The sequence below is a fragment of the Kitasatospora indigofera genome, assembly GCF_014655955.1.
Lineage (GTDB): Bacteria > Actinomycetota > Actinomycetes > Streptomycetales > Streptomycetaceae > Kitasatospora > Kitasatospora indigofera.
Window position 1 is genome coordinate 1 of the sequence record NZ_BNBO01000070.1, and the last position, 16,515, is coordinate 16,515.

Annotated in this window: 17 protein-coding genes; 9 read left to right on the forward strand and 8 right to left on the reverse strand. The window is 74.8% G+C overall.

Going from position 1 to position 16,515, the window contains the following annotated elements; genetic code table 11:
- Window positions 1–51: 51 nt before the first annotated feature.
- The 4 genes from IE329_RS35405 to IE329_RS35420 all read right to left on the reverse strand — a co-directional run bounded on the left by IE329_RS35405 (window position 52) and on the right by IE329_RS35420 (window position 3,472).
- Window positions 52–444, reverse strand: coding sequence for a cell division protein SepF (locus tag IE329_RS35405; protein WP_190215149.1), 393 nt, complete (start codon window positions 442–444; stop codon window positions 52–54).
- Between the two features lie 270 nt (window positions 445–714).
- Window positions 715–1,239: a DinB family protein gene (locus IE329_RS35410; protein ID WP_190215150.1), complete on the reverse strand. Its 525-nt coding sequence runs from the start codon at window positions 1,237–1,239 to the stop codon at window positions 715–717.
- 153 nt (window positions 1,240–1,392) lie between these two features.
- Complete coding sequence (locus IE329_RS35415; RefSeq protein ID WP_190215151.1) at window positions 1,393–2,121, reverse strand: TVP38/TMEM64 family protein; 729 nt, start codon at window positions 2,119–2,121, stop codon at window positions 1,393–1,395.
- Between the two features lie 124 nt (window positions 2,122–2,245).
- Window positions 2,246–3,472: an MFS transporter gene (locus tag IE329_RS35420; protein ID WP_190215152.1), complete on the reverse strand. Its 1,227-nt coding sequence runs from the start codon at window positions 3,470–3,472 to the stop codon at window positions 2,246–2,248.
- A gap of 145 nt (window positions 3,473–3,617) precedes the next feature.
- Between IE329_RS35420 and IE329_RS35425 the strand changes: the two genes are divergently transcribed.
- Entirely contained in the window at window positions 3,618–4,811 is a 1,194-nt protein-coding gene (locus IE329_RS35425) for an ROK family transcriptional regulator (protein ID WP_190215153.1), read from the forward strand.
- 115 nt (window positions 4,812–4,926) lie between these two features.
- Here IE329_RS35425 and IE329_RS35430 read toward each other — a convergent pair whose 3' ends face one another.
- Window positions 4,927–5,121, reverse strand: coding sequence for a hypothetical protein (locus IE329_RS35430; protein WP_308438428.1), 195 nt, complete (start codon window positions 5,119–5,121; stop codon window positions 4,927–4,929).
- Window positions 5,122–5,518: 397 nt separating this feature from the next.
- Here IE329_RS35430 and IE329_RS35435 point away from each other — a divergent pair, with 397 nt between their 5' ends.
- From IE329_RS35435 to pip, 5 genes are all read left to right on the forward strand, one after another.
- Window positions 5,519–5,932, forward strand: coding sequence for a TOBE domain-containing protein (locus IE329_RS35435; RefSeq protein WP_190215183.1), 414 nt, complete (start codon window positions 5,519–5,521; stop codon window positions 5,930–5,932).
- Window positions 5,933–6,101: 169 nt separating this feature from the next.
- Entirely contained in the window at window positions 6,102–6,863 is a 762-nt protein-coding gene (locus IE329_RS35440; RefSeq protein ID WP_190215154.1) for a glycerophosphodiester phosphodiesterase, read from the forward strand.
- Entirely contained in the window at window positions 6,860–8,083 is a 1,224-nt protein-coding gene (locus IE329_RS35445; protein ID WP_229928022.1) for a winged helix DNA-binding domain-containing protein, read from the forward strand. Before IE329_RS35440 ends, IE329_RS35445 begins: the two co-directional genes overlap by 4 nt.
- 182 nt (window positions 8,084–8,265) lie before the next feature.
- Window positions 8,266–9,591 carry an AI-2E family transporter gene (locus tag IE329_RS35450; RefSeq protein WP_190215155.1) on the forward strand — a complete coding sequence of 442 codons (1,326 nt, stop codon included), beginning with the start codon at window positions 8,266–8,268 and terminating at the stop codon, window positions 9,589–9,591.
- Window positions 9,592–9,704: 113 nt separating this feature from the next.
- The gene (gene pip, locus IE329_RS35455) at window positions 9,705–10,703 is read left to right on the forward strand and encodes a prolyl aminopeptidase (protein ID WP_190215156.1); all 999 of its coding nucleotides are present in this window, start codon (window positions 9,705–9,707) and stop codon (window positions 10,701–10,703) included.
- A gap of 133 nt (window positions 10,704–10,836) precedes the next feature.
- Here the strand turns inward: pip and IE329_RS35460 are convergent, their stop codons facing one another.
- Together IE329_RS35460 and IE329_RS35465 are read right to left on the reverse strand one after the other, a co-directional pair.
- Entirely contained in the window at window positions 10,837–11,136 is a 300-nt protein-coding gene (locus tag IE329_RS35460) for a hypothetical protein (protein WP_190215157.1), read from the reverse strand.
- A gap of 170 nt (window positions 11,137–11,306) precedes the next feature.
- Entirely contained in the window at window positions 11,307–12,725 is a 1,419-nt protein-coding gene (locus tag IE329_RS35465) for an MFS transporter (protein ID WP_190215158.1), read from the reverse strand.
- A 265-nt stretch (window positions 12,726–12,990) separates the two neighbouring features.
- On the opposite strand from IE329_RS35465, the gene IE329_RS35470 reads away from it, so the two are divergent.
- A complete protein-coding gene (locus IE329_RS35470) occupies window positions 12,991–13,710 on the forward strand; it encodes a flavodoxin family protein (RefSeq protein ID WP_190215159.1) in 720 nt (239 codons plus the stop codon).
- A gap of 58 nt (window positions 13,711–13,768) precedes the next feature.
- On the forward strand, window positions 13,769–14,233 hold the full coding sequence (locus IE329_RS35475) for a phage tail protein (protein WP_190215160.1): 465 nt from the start codon (window positions 13,769–13,771) through the stop codon (window positions 14,231–14,233).
- Between the two features lie 380 nt (window positions 14,234–14,613).
- Here IE329_RS35475 and IE329_RS35480 read toward each other — a convergent pair whose 3' ends face one another.
- Window positions 14,614–15,348: an alpha/beta fold hydrolase gene (locus IE329_RS35480; protein ID WP_190215161.1), complete on the reverse strand. Its 735-nt coding sequence runs from the start codon at window positions 15,346–15,348 to the stop codon at window positions 14,614–14,616.
- Between the two features lie 79 nt (window positions 15,349–15,427).
- Here IE329_RS35480 and IE329_RS35485 point away from each other — a divergent pair, with 79 nt between their 5' ends.
- Window positions 15,428–16,402 (forward strand): helix-turn-helix transcriptional regulator, encoded by a 975-nt coding sequence (locus IE329_RS35485; RefSeq protein ID WP_190215162.1) that lies wholly within the window; start codon window positions 15,428–15,430, stop codon window positions 16,400–16,402.
- The last annotated feature ends 113 nt before the right edge of the window (window positions 16,403–16,515 follow it).

Sequence of the window (16,515 nt, forward strand, 5' to 3'; positions counted from 1 at the left end):
GTGACCAGCTCGAACACTCTGGAAATGATCACCGGAGGTAAAACGACAAGCTCAGCTCTGGTTGTAGAACCCGGTCTCGTCCAGCGGCCGGTCGATCACCATGACCTCGACATCGGCCGGCGTGAGCAGGAAGACCCGGCGGGCGATCCGCTCGATCCCGCCGCAGGTGCCGAAGATCAGACCGGAGGCGAAGTCGACCATGCGCTTGGCCTCGGCGTCGTCCATCTCGGTCAGGTCCATCACCACGGGCGTACTGGCCCGGATGTGCTCGCCGACCGTCCGGGCCGCCTCGAATCCGGTCGGCCGCAGGGAGACGATCTTCGTGGGAGCCGGGGCGGCCGGCATCGTCTCCTGGTCCGCCCACGGATCGTCGTACGCCGCGGCCGGGTAGTTCCCGGAGGGCATCAGCCACCCGTTGTGGTGCTCGTCGCGAAGTGCTCCCATGCCGCGCCTCCCTGTCTCGTCCCGAACGCGTCCCCCCGGGTGCGCGTGCCCTTTTGACACGTCATCCACTCGTCGGAACTGTCCGAGTATCGCACTGATCACCGGTTCGGTGCCCGCTCGCGACCGCCGTACGGGTCGTGGCGCGCCGTGCGTCCGGGCCGACCCGGACAACAGGTGCGACGCCCCAGCTCGCCGTATGGTTGCGCGGGTGGACGATACCGGTACGGGTCAGCCCCGAATTGACCGTCCGTCAATCCGGGGGAAGTGGATTCATTCCCCCGTGGAGCCGTCCACAAGCTCCCGGAGCAGATCCGCGTGCCCGTTGTGCCGGGCGTACTCCTCGATCATGTGCACCTGGATCCAGCGCAGGGTGACGTCCGCGCCCCGGCGCTTGCGCCGGCCGACCGTCTCCAGCGGGAGGCCTTCGGCGGCCCGGCGGGCGAGGTCGATCTGCGCCTGCCAGGTGGCGAAAGCCTCGGCGGTGTCCGCGGTGTCCACGCCGTTGAAGTCGCCGTCCTCGTCCTCGGCGGACCAGTAGAGCCCCTCGCTGTGCTCCTCGCCGAGCAGGATGCCCTGGTACCAGTGCCGCTCGACCTCGGCCATGTGCCGTACCAGCCCGAGCAGCGAGAGCGTGGACGGCGGGACGGAGCGCAGTCGCAACTGCTCGTCCGTCAGGCCCTGGCACTTCACGGCGAGGGTGGCCCGGTGGAAGTCGAGCCAGGAGGCCAGCATGGCGTTCTCGTCGGCGGCGAACGGGGGCTCGATGCGGTCGGTGCCGCTCGTGGTGGTGGTCATGGCGGCCATCCTGGCGCAGAGCACCGACAGTGGCGACCGAATAGTCGGGCGGCGCGCCAGGGCGCCCGGGCGCCGTCGGGTGCGGCGCGGCGGAGGCGGCGCGGGTGAGGCCGGGGGCGCCCGTGGGCCGGCCCGCTCGGCACGGGCGCGGTCTCAGGCGGCCTCGGCCGCGCGCGGCCGGCGCCGGGCGGCCCGCCACACCGACACCAGGCTGATCAGCACCATCAGGGCGATGGCCGCCGCCGAGACCACGAAGGCCGACGAGCCCGGTGTCCGCGCGCTCGCGGCGGCGACCACGTAGGCGGCGGTGGACGGGACCACCCCGATCGCGGTGGCGGCCAGGAAGGGCGCGAACCGGACCCCGGAGAACGCGGCGGCGAAGTTGCCCGCCTGGAACGGCAGCCCAGGGAACAGCCGGAGCAGCAGCACGCTGCGGAACCCCTGTTCGGTGAAGCGGCGGTCGAGCGCGGTCAGCGCCCGGCCCCGCAGCAGCGGCCGCAGCGCGTCGCGGCCGAGCCACCGGCCGAGCCCGAAGGCCGGCGCGGCGCCGAGGGCGGTGCCGAGAACGGCGAGCAGCAGCCCCTGCTCGATGCCGAACAGCAGGCCGGCGGCGGCGTTCAGGGCGGGCCGCGGCAGGAAGGCCAGCGTGCCCAGCGCGTACACCGCGACGAAGGCGGGCGCCTGCCAGACCCCCGGCACGGCCGAGGTCAGGCCGCCGGAGAGCAGCGCGGCCGGGTCCCAGAGGAGGAGTGAGCCGGCGGCCGCGCCGAGGATCACCACCAGCAGGGCCGGCCTGGTCCAGGGCGACAGCGCCACGCGGTGCGGCCACGGCCGGGCCGGCGGGGCGGGCGGGGCCGGCGGGGAGGGCTGGGGAGCGAGCACCGGGCGAGCTTAGCCGCCGCCCCCGGCCGGAAGGCCGGCCGGGGCCGGGGCCCCGGCCCGCCGCGGGGGAGGTGGCCGGCCGGGGGCGGGCGTCGCCCGGTGCGTCGCGGGGAGGACGGGGCGGTCAGCGCCGGGCGTCGCTCGGTATGCCGCCGACGGCCTCCACCGGGCCGCCCGCCGCCGGCTCGGCCTGGCCGGCGGCGGACGGCGGCCGCCGCAGGGCCCCGGCGCTGAGGATGAGCGCCGCCGCGAGCAGGGTGACCAGCGCGAACGACACGCTGAGCGAGGTCGCCTCGGCGAGCACGCCGATCACGGCCGGCGCGATCAGGCTGGAGGTGTAGGTGACGGTCGCCACGCCCGCGATCGCCTGGCTGGGGTTCCCGCCGGTCCGGCCGGCCGCGGCGAAGGCCAGCGGCACCACGACCGCGATCCCGATCCCGATCAGCGCGAAGCCGGGGATGGCCAGCCAGGGCGTGTCGGCGAAGACCACCAGCAGGCCGCCCACGGTGGCGATCGCGCCGCTGACCCGGGTCGCGGGCACCGGCCCGAGCCTGCGGATCGCCGCGTCGCCGGCCAGCCGGCTGACCGCCATGGTGAGCGCGAAGGCGGTGTACGCGGCGGCCGCGACGGTCGCCGAGGCCCCGGTGACGTCCCGCAGGTAGACACCGCTCCAGTCCATCGAGGCACCCTCGGCGAAGACCGCGCAGAACCCGACCAGTCCGATCGCCAGCGCGCTGCGCGGCGGCAGGGCGAAGTGCGGCGGCGCCTCCTCGCCGGGCTTGGACCGGATGTCCGGCAGTTGCCGGGAGGCCAGCAGGGCCAGGACGGCCAGCACCGCGGCGGTGACCGCCAGCTGGAGCCGGGCGTCGAGGTTCTGGTGCGCGGCCAGCACGCCCACGGCGGAGGCGATCAGGGTGCCGACGCTCCACATGCCGTGCAGGCCGGACATGATCGAGCGGCCGAGCCGCTCCTCGATCTCGACGCCCTGGGCGTTCATCGCCACGTCGGCCATGCCGGCGGTGGCGCCGTAGACCAGCAGGGACAGGCAGAAGAAGAGCAGCGAGGGGGCGAGCGCGGGCAGGGCCAGCGACAGGCACCACAGGGTGATCAGCGCGCCGGTGGCGGCCCGGCCCCCGAACCGGTGCACGATCCGCCCGGCCAGCGGCATGGCCAGCGAGGACCCGATCGCCGGCATCACCAGCGCGAGGCCGAGCTGGCCGGGCCCGAGGTCGAGGTGGTGCTGGATCCAGGGGATCCGGGTGGCGAAGGTGCCGGTCACCGAGCCGTGCAGGGCGAACACCAGGGCGATGCTCACCCGGGCCCGGCGTGGGTCCTTCAGGATCTCGGGCATTCCAGGTTCCCTCCGAGTCGCGGGGCGGACGCGACGGTTCCGTCCATGGTCGGGGAACCCGGATGGGCGCCCGGTCCGATAAATTATCAGGAAGGGACCCTGATAGAAACAGTTGCAGCGACGCAGTCTGGAAGGATGCAGCCTCATGACCTCCGTTCGAACGGCGACACCGAGCACCGCCCGGGCCATCAACGACCGGCTGGCACTCAACCTGCTGCTCGAACAGGGCCCGCTCACCGCGACCGAGCTGCGCGAACTCACCGGCCTCTCCCGGCCCACCGTCGCCGACCTGCTGGACCGGCTGCAACGCGGCGGCCTGGTCGCGCTGGCCGGCGAGCGCGGGGAGGCGCGCCGGGGCCCGAACGCCCGGCTCTACGCGCTGGTCACCTCCCGCGCGCACATCGCGGCCATCGACGTCCGCTCCGTCGGCGTCAGCATCGTCATCGCCGACCTGGCCGGCCAGACGCTGGCCACCGCCGAGATCCCGGCCGGCCCCGAAGCCGGCCACGGCGCCGGGGGACTCGCCGGACGGACCGTGAGCACCCTGCTCGACACCGCCCGCCGGGCCGGCGTCGACCAGCTGCACACGGTGGCCGTCGGCATCCCGGGCCTGGTCGACCCCGCCACCGGGCGGCTCGACAACACCGGCGGCCTGCCGGGCTGGCACACCGAGCTGATCGCCGCGCTGCGCGAACTGCCCGGCACCGGGCTGATCCTGGAGAACGAGGTCAACCTGGCCTGCATCACCGAGCACCGCGCCGGCGCCGCCCGCGACCGCGACACCTTCGTCCTGCTCTGGCTCGGCCACGGCACCGGCGCCGGCGTGATGCTGGACGGCAGGCTGCGCCGCGGCGCCTCCGGCGGCACCGGCGAGATCGGCTTCCTGCCCGTCCCCGGGACGGACCGCCTGCCCACCGCCTCCGACTGCGAGGGCGGCTTCCACGCCCTGGTCGGCAGCAGCGCCGTCTGCGCGCTGGCCCGCGACCTCGGACTGCCCGCCGACGAGGCCGGCGACGCCGCGGCGGCCGAAGCGGTGGTGCACGCCGCGGTGGCGGCGGGCCCGGCCGGCGCGCCCTTCCTGGACGCCTTCGCCGACCGGGTGGCCGTCGGGGCCGCCTCCATCTGCGTGGTGCTCGACCCGGGCTGCGTGGTGCTCGGCGGTGAGGTGGGCCGGGCCGGCGGCGCCGAGCTGGCGGGCCGGGTGGCCGGCCGGCTGGCCCGGCTCTCCCCGTTGCGGACCGAGGTGCGGGTCGGCGTGGTCGGCGGCGGCGGGGTGCTCGGCGGCGCCGTCCTGCTCGCCTGCGACGCCGCCCGCCGGGACCTCTTCGGCGGGCCCTGAACCACGGGCGGTGTTCCGGCCGGACCCGGTCCGGACAGGTCCTGCACCGTCAGGCGCCCTTCGGCCCGCGCGGTTCGGCCCGTCCGGTTCGGCCCGTCCGGTTCGCCCCGGGGCCTCAGTGGTGGCCGCGCGCCGGTGCGGGCCGGGCGCCCGGAGCGGTGCCCGGGCCGGTGCCCGGGGCCGAGAGGGCCGGGGTGCCCAGGGCCACCGCCGCCACCAGGCCGGCCACCAGCAGCAGGCCGACCGCCGCCCGTCCGCAGACCGTCCGCAGGGACGCCCGCGCGCGGGCCGGCGGCGCCACGTTGCTCACGTACCCCGGGGCGGGCCCGCCCCCCCGCGCCCCCGCGGCGAACGCGAACGGCACCGGTTCGGTGGCCCGGCCTGCCGCCCGGCCGCCGGGAGCCCGTACCCGGGCGATCCCTGCCCGGCCGAATCGTGCGGCGCCGTGACCCGCCGAGCCTTGCCTCGATGACCCGTCCATCCTCGCCTTCCGTCCGGGGCCGACCGGCGATCCGGCCGAGGGCGGGCGGACGCCTGTCCGGTTGATCCACTTTACGGCGGAATCATGGCTGAATCTCCGCCACCGCCCGGCCCCGCGCGCGGCGGGCGGGCGGCCGAAGGGCGGCGCTCCGCTTCGCGATCGGCCGGTGCCGTACGGCAGGATGGCCGCGACAGTGGATTTGCCGACACACCGCCAGGAGTTCCACATGGGCCTGCCCGCGCCGGTCAACCCGTACCGCATCGGCGAGGCCGCCGCGATGCTCGGCGTCAGTGCCGACACCATGCGGCGGTGGGTGGACGCCGGGCGGGTCGCCGCCGAACGGGACGAGCACGGTCACCGGATCATCCCCGGCGCCCAGCTCGCCGCCTTCGCGCGCGAGCTGGCCCGGAGCGACAACCCCGAGGCCGAGGGACGCCCCTCCTCGGCCCGCAACCGCTTCCCGGGGATCGTCACGCACGTGGTGCTCGGGGACGTGGCGGCGCAGGTCGAGATCCAGGCCGGCCCGTTCCGGGTGGTCTCGCTGATCAGCCGGGAGTCGGCCGAGGAGCTGGGCCTGGTGCCCGGCGCCGCCGCCACCGCCGTCATCAAGTCGACCAATGTGATGGTCGAGCGCGCCTGACCGCGGCCGAACGCGGGTAGGCGTCCTCCTGCCCGCCGCCGCCGGACGGACGGCCCGGCCGAAGGGCCGGGACCGCCGCTCCGACGGCCGTACCGTCCTGGCGCCACTGCCCAGGAACGCCCGCCGCCCAGGAACGCCCGCCCAGGATCCGGAAGAGGTCGCCGCACCCATGCCCGCCCACCCGTCCCCGTCCTCCGCGCAGCGTGCCGTGCCCGCCGTGGACGCCCGCGGGGCCCGCCCGCGGGTGCTCGCCGTGGCCCACCGCGGCGACCCGTACCGCCACCGCGAGAACACCCTGGCGTCGGTCGCCTCCGCGCTCGCCGCGGGCGCCGACGCCGTCGAGGTGGACGTCCGGCTGACCCGCGACGGGGTGCCCGTGCTGCTGCACGACCGCACCCTGGAGCGCCTCTGGGGCGACCCGCGCCCGCTCGCCTCGGTCACCCTCGACCAGCTGGACGCCGTCGGCGCCGGCGAGCTCCGGGTGCCGACCCTGGCCGCCGCCCTCAAGGCGGTGGCCGACACCCCGGCGGCCCGGCTGCTGATCGACCTGGACGCCGCCGCCCCGGCCGCCGCGGCCCACGCCGCCGTCGCCGGCCTCGGCCTGGCGGACCGGGTCGCCTGGTGCGGGCCGGTCGCCGCCATGCTCGCCGTCCGGGAGCTGGACGACGCCGCCGGGATCGCGCTGACCTGGACCCAGCCCCGGCTACCCGCCGCCGCCCTGCTGGCCGACCTGCGCCCGTACTGGGTCAACCCGCCGTTCGGCCTGGTCGGCCCGGAGTTCGTCGCGGGCGCCCACGAGGCCGGACTGGCCGTCAGCACCTGGACGGCCGACCTGCGCCGCACCATGCGCAGGCTGCGCGACTGCGGCGTCGACTCGATCACCAGCAACCGGATCGCGGTGCTCAGGTCCGTCCTGGACGGTACCCGGTGACCGCCCGGAACCAGGCCGCCGCCACCCTCAGCACCCGGGAGCTGGGCCGCGCCCTGCTGGCCCGGCAGCACCTCCTGGAGCGAACCGCGACCACGCCCGCCCGGATGATCGGGCACCTGCTCGGACTGCAGGCGCAGGCCGTGTCGCAACCGCCGTACCTGGGCCTCTGGTCCCGCCTCGACGGCTTCACCCCCGGGCAGCTGACCGAGCTGATGGAGCACCGCGAGGTGGTCCGGATCGCCCTCCAGCGCGGCACCATCCACCTGGTCACCGCCGACGACTGCCTGACGCTGCGCCCGCTGCTGCAACCGGTCCTCGACCAGGCGCTGCGCAACACCTACGGCAAGCGGCTGGCCGGCGTCGACGTCGACAAGCTCGCCGGGGCGGGCCGGGCGCTGGTCGAGCAGGAGCCACGGACCTTCCAGCAGCTCGGCGCCCTGCTCGCGGAGGAGCTGCCCGGCCACGACCCGGCCGCGCTGGCCCAGGCCGTCCGCTGCCGGCTGCCGCTGGTGCAGGTCCCGCCGCGCGGCATCTGGGGCCGCAGCGGGCCTGCCGCGCACACCACGGCCGAGCACTGGCTCGGCCGGCGGCCGGACGAGCGGCCCTCGCTGGACGCGATGGTCCTGCGCTACCTCGCCGCCTTCGGCCCGGCCACCGCCACCGACGTGCAGAAGTGGTGCGGCCTGACCCGGCTCGGCAAGGTCCTGGCCGCGCTGGCCCCGCAACTGACGACCTTCCGGGACGAGCAGGGCCGGACCCTGTACGACCTGCCGGACGCCCCGCGCCCGGACGCCGCCACCCCGGCGCCCGTCCGGCTGGTCGCCCCCTTCGACAACCTGCTGCTCTCGCACGCCGACCGCAGCCGGATCCTGCCCGAGGAGCACCGCTCCCGGGTGATGACCGTGAACGGCCTGGTCCTCGGCAGCCTGCTGGTGGACGGCCTGGTGGCGGGCAGCTGGGAGCTGACCGAGGTCCGCCCCGAGCGGGCCCGCCGCTCCGGCCGGGCCGAGACGCCGGGCGGTGGCCGGGGCGAGGCCCCGGAAGGCGGGGGCGGGCCCGCTCGGGGCCCGGACGGTCAGGGCACCTGGGTGGTCCGGGTCCGGCCCTTCACCGCGCTGAGCCGGCGGGACGCGGCGGCCGTCGAGGAGGAGGCCGGGCGGCTGCTGGAGTTCACGGGCGGCACCGGGGTGCTCCGGATCGAACCGCCCGAGCTGGCGTAGCCGCCGTCGCGCTCGAAACGCCGCCCGGCCGAGGGGCGGCCGGCCTCGGGCGGCCACACCGCAGGGGACGCCGGCCGTCGGTGGCCACGCCGCAGAGCCCGCAGACCGGGCTTTCCGTCAGATTGTGTGCTGGTATGTCCCCAATGGGTACCTAGGGCACACCGGACGGCGGCGGAGGCGGGATGGCGGCAGAGGGCACACCGGACCACGGCACGCCACCCGGGGAACCCCCGGAACGGGCCGGCGCCGAGCCCGCCGCCCGCCGCGCCGGAGCAGGCCCCGCCACACCCGGCGCCGCCCCTGACCGCACCCGCCCGGACGGGCCGGACGGACCGGACGGACCCGACGACGGCAGCCCCCCGTACGCGCTGCTGCCCCGCCCGGTCCGCGCCGCCGCGGCCTGGTCGGCGGCGGTCATCCTCTTCATCACCGTCGCCGTCCTGTTCGTCTTCGCCGTCGTCGAACTGCGCGCCGCGACCGTCCCGCTGATCCTGGCACTGCTCGGCACCGCCCTGCTGTACCCCGTGATGCCCTGGCTGACCCGTCGGGGGCTCGGCCGCAGCGGGGCCGCCGCCCTGACCTGCGTCGTGCTCGTCCTGGCCGTCGGCGGCGCGCTGGCCCTGCTGGTCAACTCGCTGTCCCACAGCGCCGCGCAGATCGGCTCGGCACTGCAGGACGCCGGCAGCCGGCTGGCGGACTGGCTGGGCCCGACCGGCCAGAAGATCGAGCAGGCCCTGCAGAGCGCCCCGGGCGAGGGCAGCTCGCTGGTGAGCTCGCTGGCCGGCGGACTGCTCTCCGGCCTCGGCGTCGCCGTCCAACTGCTGACCGGGGCGATCCTCTCGCTGGCACTGGTCTTCTTCTTCCTCCGGGACGGCCACCGGGCGGGCGACAGCATCCGCTCCGTCCTGCCCGCGCACCGGGCCGAGACGGTCATCGCCTGCGGACAGGAGGCCTTCGCCGCCACCGCCGGCTTCATGCGCGGCACCACCGTGATCGCCCTGATCGACGCCTTCTTCATCACCGTCGGCCTGGTGGTGCTGGGGGTGCCGGGCGCCCCGGGCCTCGGCGCCCTGGTCTTCATGGGCGCCTACATCCCGTACGTCGGCGCCTTCCTCTCGGGCACCGTCGCCGTCCTGGTCGCCCTGGCGGACGGCGGGCTGGCCACGGCGCTCTGGGCGCTCGGCGTGGTGCTGGCCGTGCAGGCGCTCGAAGGCTACATCCTCCAGCCGCTGATCCAGAGCCGGACCGTCCAGCTCCATCCGGCCACCATCATGGTGGTGGTGATCGCGGGCGGGGGAGTCGCGGGCGTGATCGGGGCCCTGCTCGCCGTCCCGGTCAGCGCCGCGGTGCTCGGCATCATCTCCGTCCTGCGCGGCACCGGGGGCCCGGCGGGCCACCGGCTCGCCCCCGCGGGCGGGCCCGGGAGCGCGCCCGGCGGCACCGCGCCGGGCGAAGCCGGACCGCAGGGCGAAGGCTCCGGCAACGCCCCGCCGGGCGAGCGCTCCTGACCGTCCGTCCACCGCGCACCACAACCCCAGGGCGCCCGGGAAAGCCCGCGCGGCCGCCGGCCCCCGGAGGTAGCCTCGCGAGGTCGCCCCCACCGATCCGGAGGACCGCCGCCGTGGCCCAGCAGCACCCCGCCCCCGAGCACGCGCCGCCCACCGAGCCCTTCCCCCCGATCGAGCCCTACGCCCACGGACTCCTGGCGGCCGGCGACGGCCAGCAGGTCTACTGGGAGACCTGCGGCAACCCGGACGGCAAGCCCGCCCTGGTCGTGCACGGCGGCCCCGGCTCCGGCTGCAGACCCGGCAACCGGCAGCTCTTCGACCCGGCGCGCCACCGCGTGGTCCTCTTCGACCAGCGCGGCTGCGGCCGCAGCCGCCCGCACGCCGCCGACCCGGTCACCAGCCTGGAGCACAACACCACCGAGCACCTCATCGCCGACATGGAACTCCTGCGGGAGCACCTCGGCATCGACCGCTGGCTGCTGTACGGCGGCTCCTGGGGCTCCACCCTGATCCTCGCCTACGCCGAACGCCACCCCGGGCGGGTCTCCGGGATCGTCATCAACGGCGTCACCATGACCAGGCCGGAGGAGACCGACTGGCTCTACCACGGCGTCGGCCGCTTCCTGCCCGGCCCCTGGGAGGCCTTCCGGGACGCCCTGCCCGAACCGGAGCGCCACGGCAACCTGGTGGCCGCCTACAACCGCCGCCTGAACAGCCCCGACGCGGCCACCCGGACGGCGGCGGCCCGCGACTGGTGCGCCTGGGAGGACGCCGTCATCGCCCACGAGGTGCTCGGCAAACCCGGCCAGTACAGCGACCGTCCGAGCGAGGCACTCCAGGCCTTCGTCCGGATCACCGCCCACTACTTCGCCCACGACGCCTGGCTGGAGGACGGCGCGCTGCTCCGCGACGCCCACCGATTGGCCGGCATCCCCGGCACCCTGATCCACGGCCGCCTCGACCTGGGCTCCCCGCTGCGGACGGCCTGGCAGCTGGCCGCGGCCTGGCCGGACGCCGAACTCGTGATCGTCGAGGACTCCGGCCACACCGGCAGCCCCGCGCTGCGCCGGGCCGTGCTGGCCGCGATCGCCCGTCACGCCGAGGCTTCCTGACACCCGGTCGGCCGCTCGCCCGCCACCGGCCCCGGGAGGTCCTGGCCCGGTCGCGGCGGACGGACGACGGGCGGAGGACGGCTCGTTCCGGCCGCCCTCCGCCCGTCGTGCGTTCCGCCTCTTTCCCCGTCCCTCAGCCCACGGCGGGCGCCGGGACGGTGGCACCGGCGGTGCCGCGCGGCACCAGCCGGATCCGCAACGCCTGGGTCGGCTCGGCCGCCTGACGCTCCCAGCCGACGTCCAGCACGTCCTGCGGGTCGTCCGCCAGCCAGTCGGCGGCCGCCTGGAAGAGCGCCTGGGCGTCGTTCCCGGCCAGCACCAGGGTGGCGTCCGGTTCCACCCCGACCCAGAGGTCGACATGGCTGTTGACGAAAGCCCCGGCCCGGTCCTTCAGTGCCTGTGCGAGCGTTCTGCCGTCCTGATCCGTCTTCACCGGCTTCTCCTCGTCTCGTCACACGCTGTGTGACGCTCCGTACCCCGCCGCGGGGCGATCACACACCCCGTCCACCGTTCGCCGCCGGCAACGGGTCGTCCACCGGCCCCTTTGTCCCGCTGTGCGTTGTCTTCGGCCTCCCGGCGTCCGGGTCCCCCGACGGGGAGGACTCAGCGGCCGGCCCGTACCGACAGCGACGGGACCAGGCCCCGGGCGGCGAGCCACCGGCTGACGAGCAGAACGAGCACCGACGCCGCCAGGACGACCGCGCCACCGGTGCGCAGCACGGCGTCGTACGCGGCCTCCGGCCCGTGGCGGGGCGTCAGGGACGCGACGGCGGAGGCCGCGCCGGCCAGCGCGACCGCGCCGAGGGTGACCAGGCAGGTGAGGACCACCCCCGAGGCCTCGCCCGCCCGGGCCGGGGCCACCACCTGCTGGGTGGCGACGCTGGAGAACGTCCACCCCAGTCCCAGGCCGAGCCCGCACCAGGCGAACACCGGCACGTACAGCCACCAGGCCGACACCAGCGTCAGGACGATCATCCCGCTGCCCGCCAGCGCTCCGGCCGACGCCATCACCAGGGCCGGCGCGACGCGCGGCGCCAACCACCCGCCCGTCGGACCGGCCAGCGCCACCACGACGGCCGGGGCGAGGAAGACCGTCCCCGCGGCCAGCGCGGACAGGTCCCGGACACCCTGGAGGTAGAGCGTCGCGATGAACACCGTGACCGCGTACCCCATGTTGCAGATTGATCCGACGGCCGTGACCAGGTCGAAGGAGACGTTGCGGAACAGCCGCAGGTCGACCAGGGGGTGCCGGGCCGTCCGCTCGCGCAGCACGAAGAGCACCCCGCTCACCGCGGCGACCGCGAGCAGGGTGAGGGTACGGGCGGTGGTCCAGCCCCAGGCGCTGCCGCGCTCGACGGCGAGGGTCAGCGCGGCGAGGCAGCACACGACGGTCAGACAGCCGAACAGGTCGAGCTGCCGGGGCGCCGACTCGTCCCGGGAGTCGGGTACGTAGACCAGCCCGATCACCAGGGCCAGCCCGCTGAGCGGCGCCAGCAGCCAGAAGATCCACCGCCAGCCGGGCCCGTCGGTGAGCCCGCCGCCCACGAAGGGGCCGAGCGCCGTGCCGATGTTCGCCACCCCGAAGACCGCGCCCAGCGCGTGCGCCCGGCTCCGCTCCGGGAAGGTGTTGCTGATCACCGAGACCGCGGTCGGGAAGATCAGCGCGGCCCCCACCCCCTGGACCACCCGCGCCACCACCAGGACCGCGAGATCCGGCGCCAGTGCGCACCCGACCGAGGCGGCCGCGAACAGCGCGGTCCCGGCCAGCAGCACCGGCCGCCGGCCGAACACGTCGCCGAGCCGCCCGCCCACGATGAAGAAGCACCCGATCGCGAGCATGTACGCGGACAGCGTCCACTGTGCGGCCGAGACGGTGACATCCAGCTCGGCCGCCATGCCGGGGACGGCCAGGTTCAGGGCGAAGAAGTCGAGCTGGATGCAGAACAGCGCCACGGCCACCGACACGAAGGCCCCGGCCCGTACCGCCCTGTCCCGTACCGCCCTGTCCCGGTTCCCGGCCACCGTCGGCTCCCTTCGTCCGCCGCCTGCGATTCTCCGGTGCCGTCACCGGCACCGAGCGCCCGCGCAGCCGGGCGCGAGGACGGCCCACCCTCCTGGCCCAGCCGCCACGCCGGCCGGGGGAGCCCGGCACCAGGCGGGTGGCCCAGTCCGGCGCGCCCCGTCCGGCCCGGACTGGTGGACTGGACGACGGAGCCCGGCCGAGGTCCGGCACGGGCGGACGGCAGGTCGCCGGCCGCTCCGGGCATCCCCCCGAGGAGACACGTCCATGGCAGCCACCACCCCGACGTCCTACGCCGACCTGAGCGCCCTCGTCATCAACTGCACGCTCAAGCGCTCCCCCGAGCGCAGCCACACGCAGGGACTCATCGACGTCAGCCTCGGCATCATGGAGCGCCAGGGCGTGACGACCAACGTGCTCCGGGCCGTCGACCTCGACATCGCCACCGGCGTCTGGCCGGACATGACCGAGCACGGCTGGGAGACCGACGAGTGGCCGGTGATCTACTCCCAGGTGATGGCCGCGGACATCCTCGTCCTGGCCGGCCCGGTCTGGCTGGGTGACAACTCCTCGGTGATGAAGCAGGTGATCGAGCGGTTGTACGCGTGCTCGTCGATCCTCAACTCCGAGGGCCAGTACGCGTACTACGGCCGGACGGGTGGATGTCTGATCACGGGGAACGAGGACGGTGCGAAGCACTGTGCGATGAACGTGCTGTACAGCCTGCAGCACCTGGGGTACGTGGTCCCGCCGCAGGCGGACGCGGGGTGGGTGGGGGAGGCGGGGCCGGGGCCGTCGTACCTGGACGAGGGGTCGGGCGGGCCGGAGAACGACTTCACCAACCGGAACACCACCTTCATGACGTGGAACCTGTTGCACATGGCGCGGATGCTGAAGGACGCCGGCGGCATCCCGGCGCACGGCAACCAGCGCTCGGAGTGGGACGCGGGGTGCCGCTTCGATTTCGAGAACCCCGAGCACCGGTGAGCGCGGCACGCAGGCCGGAGCCCTGTCGCCCACCGATGCTCATGAGAAGGAGCCTGCCGTGACCTACACCGTGGATTTCGTCACCGTCTCGACCGTCGGTCTGGAGTCGTCGCCCGTCGCGGACGCGCTGGCCGGTCTGCGGGCGAACGAGGCCCGCTACTTCAAGAACAAGTACGACCACGTCTTCACGGTGGAGCCGGCGGGCGAGGCGAAGGCGGCCGTCGACTGGGTGCACCGGATCCTCAAGGAGGAACGGGACATCGTCATCTCCTCCCGGCCGCTCGAAGCCACGGCCTTCCAGGTCGAGAACATCCGGATGGCCTACGTCTTCTACGAGAGCGGACTGTCGGTCAACGTGATGTACACCGTCGACGACGCCAAGAAGCGGGCTGTCGGGTTCAAGCTCTCCGAAGGGATGGACGTCCCGGAGGAGCTCGCCTCCCGGTTCAAGTTCGCACGCCAGAAGTCGAAGCTCGCCGGCACCATCCGCGGTTCGTACTTCGTCGTCAAGAACGAGTACTGACCGAGTTCAGCGCGGTTGCCGCCGGTGTCGAGCCGGTGGCGGACGTTGTTGCCGCTGGAGGCGTCCAGGGGCGTGCTGCTGGTGCAGCTGGCGAAGTCGTGCCCGATGTCCTCGTCGCGGACGTGGAGCCCCTCGGCGCCAGCCGCGCACGATGCTCCGCTCGTCCTCGTACGCCGAGCGGATGCCGGCGGCCGTGACGTCCCGCCCGCGTACTCGGATGCCCAGGCCGGCGGCCATGGCGTCCTGGGCCTGGATGGCGAGGACCCGACGGACGACCGCCGCGGCGGAGGCTTCCCGCACTGTGCCGGCCAGGGCCTGCGCGCGGGCCCGCAGCCCGCGGACGCTCTCGTGGTCGAGCATGCGCTGTGCATCGGTCCCGGTCAGGAGACGGCCGTGTGGAGGATGTCGGCGAGCTCGGCGGGCGCCGACAGCATCGGCCAGTGCCCGGTGGGCAGGTCGAAGCGCCGCCACGGCGCGTGGTTGAGGAAGGCCAGCATCGGCACCCCGCTGTCCAGCAGGCCCTGGAAGTCGCGGCAGGCGACCAGGACACGGTCCACACCGGGTCCGGGCTCGACCGGACCGGCGAGGCGCTGGGTGTAGGTGCCGAACGGCTGAGGGGTGGCACGCGCGCTCAGCACGTCCCGCCGGCCCTCGTCCAGCCCGTCGAGGCTGCTGGACAGACCCAGGACCTCGAACGGCGGCATCGGCAGCCGCCGGCCGTCGCCGTGGGCCGCGACCTGCTGGCTCAGCTGGTCCGCCGCCTCCGGTGGCATGAGGTCGAGCATGCGCATGCCCTCGGGGAACGGGGCGCTGTCCACGTAGACCACGCGCTCCAACCGGTCGCCGAGCCGCCCGGCCGCCCCGGTGACGGGGGCGGCCGCGTAGCTGTGCGCCACCAGGGTGACCTCGCGCAGGTCGTTCTTCTCGACGAAGTCGGTGATGTCTGCGATGTGCGCGTCCAGATCCGTCTGGGGCCCGCCCTCCCCGGCGCGCTCGGCCAGGCCGGTCAGTGTCAGCGGCAGCGCCGTGTGGCCGTGCCCCCGCAGCGCTTCGGTGGTGTCTTGCCAGGCCCACGCGCCGAGCCAGGCGCCGGGAACGAGTACGAAGGTGGTCATGTGATCTCCCTGAATTGAGGTGCTGTGGGGAGCGTAGAGTCGATACAGGACAGAATCAGCCCTGAAATATCGAGGATCCATGTCGCATCCCCTGACCCGCGTGCTGACACTGCTGGAACTGCTCCAGTCGAACGCCGGGCTCACCGGGACGGAGCTGGCCGACCGGCTGGACACCGACGTCCGCACGGTCCGCCGGTACGTCGCCCTCCTGCGCGACCTGGGCATCCCCGTGGAGGCCGAGCGCGGCCGCCATGGCGGTTACCGACTGGCCCGCGGCTACCGGATGCCGCCCCTGGTGCTCACCAATGACGAGGCCCTCGCCGTCGTCCTCGGACTCCTCGCGGCCGAACGCCTCGGGATGGGTACGACCGTGCTGGCCGGCGCGGGCGCCCGGGCCAAGATCGAGAGGGTGCTTCCGCAGGCCCTGCGGGAGCCGCTCGCCGCCATGCGGGAGACTCTGTCCTTCACCGCCAACGCCGTGAGCGCGCAGGCACCCGGGAGCGGTGTCCTGCTGGCCCTGGCTCAGGCCTCGCGCGGCAGGACAACCGTCGGCATCAAGTACCTGTCCTGGCGGCAGGCCCAGACCGAGCGCGACATCGATCCCTACGGCGTGGTCTTCCACACCGGCCGCTGGTACCTCGTCGGCCACGACCGCCTCCGCGACGACCTGCGGACCTTCCGCATCGACCGCATCGCCTCCGTCACCCCCCGCCCGCAGACCTTCGCCGCCCCTGATGGCTTCGACCCGGTCGCCCACCTCACTGCGACCCTCGCCCAGGGGCCGTACCGCTGGCAGGTCGAGGTGACCATCCACGGCCCCCTCGACGAGATCGCCCGCCGCCTGCCCAGCACGGCCATCACACTCACCGACCAACCCACCGGCGTCCTGCTGCAGGCACGGGCGGAACGCCTCGACGGCATGGCACACCTGCTCGCCTCGCTCGAATGGCCCTTCACCATCCACGGCCCCGACGAACTCCGCCAAGCCCTCAGGGACCTGGCGGGGCAACTCGCTGCCGCCGCCGAACGACAGCCCGGAGCCCTGCCGCGGTGAACTACGCATTCACCGCTACGGGACCTCCCCCCTCGGAACAGCGTCCCTGCGATCGCCTTGCATGGTCGAGCGAGCCTGGCCACCACCGCCGGGGGCGAGGTGTACGCATTCGC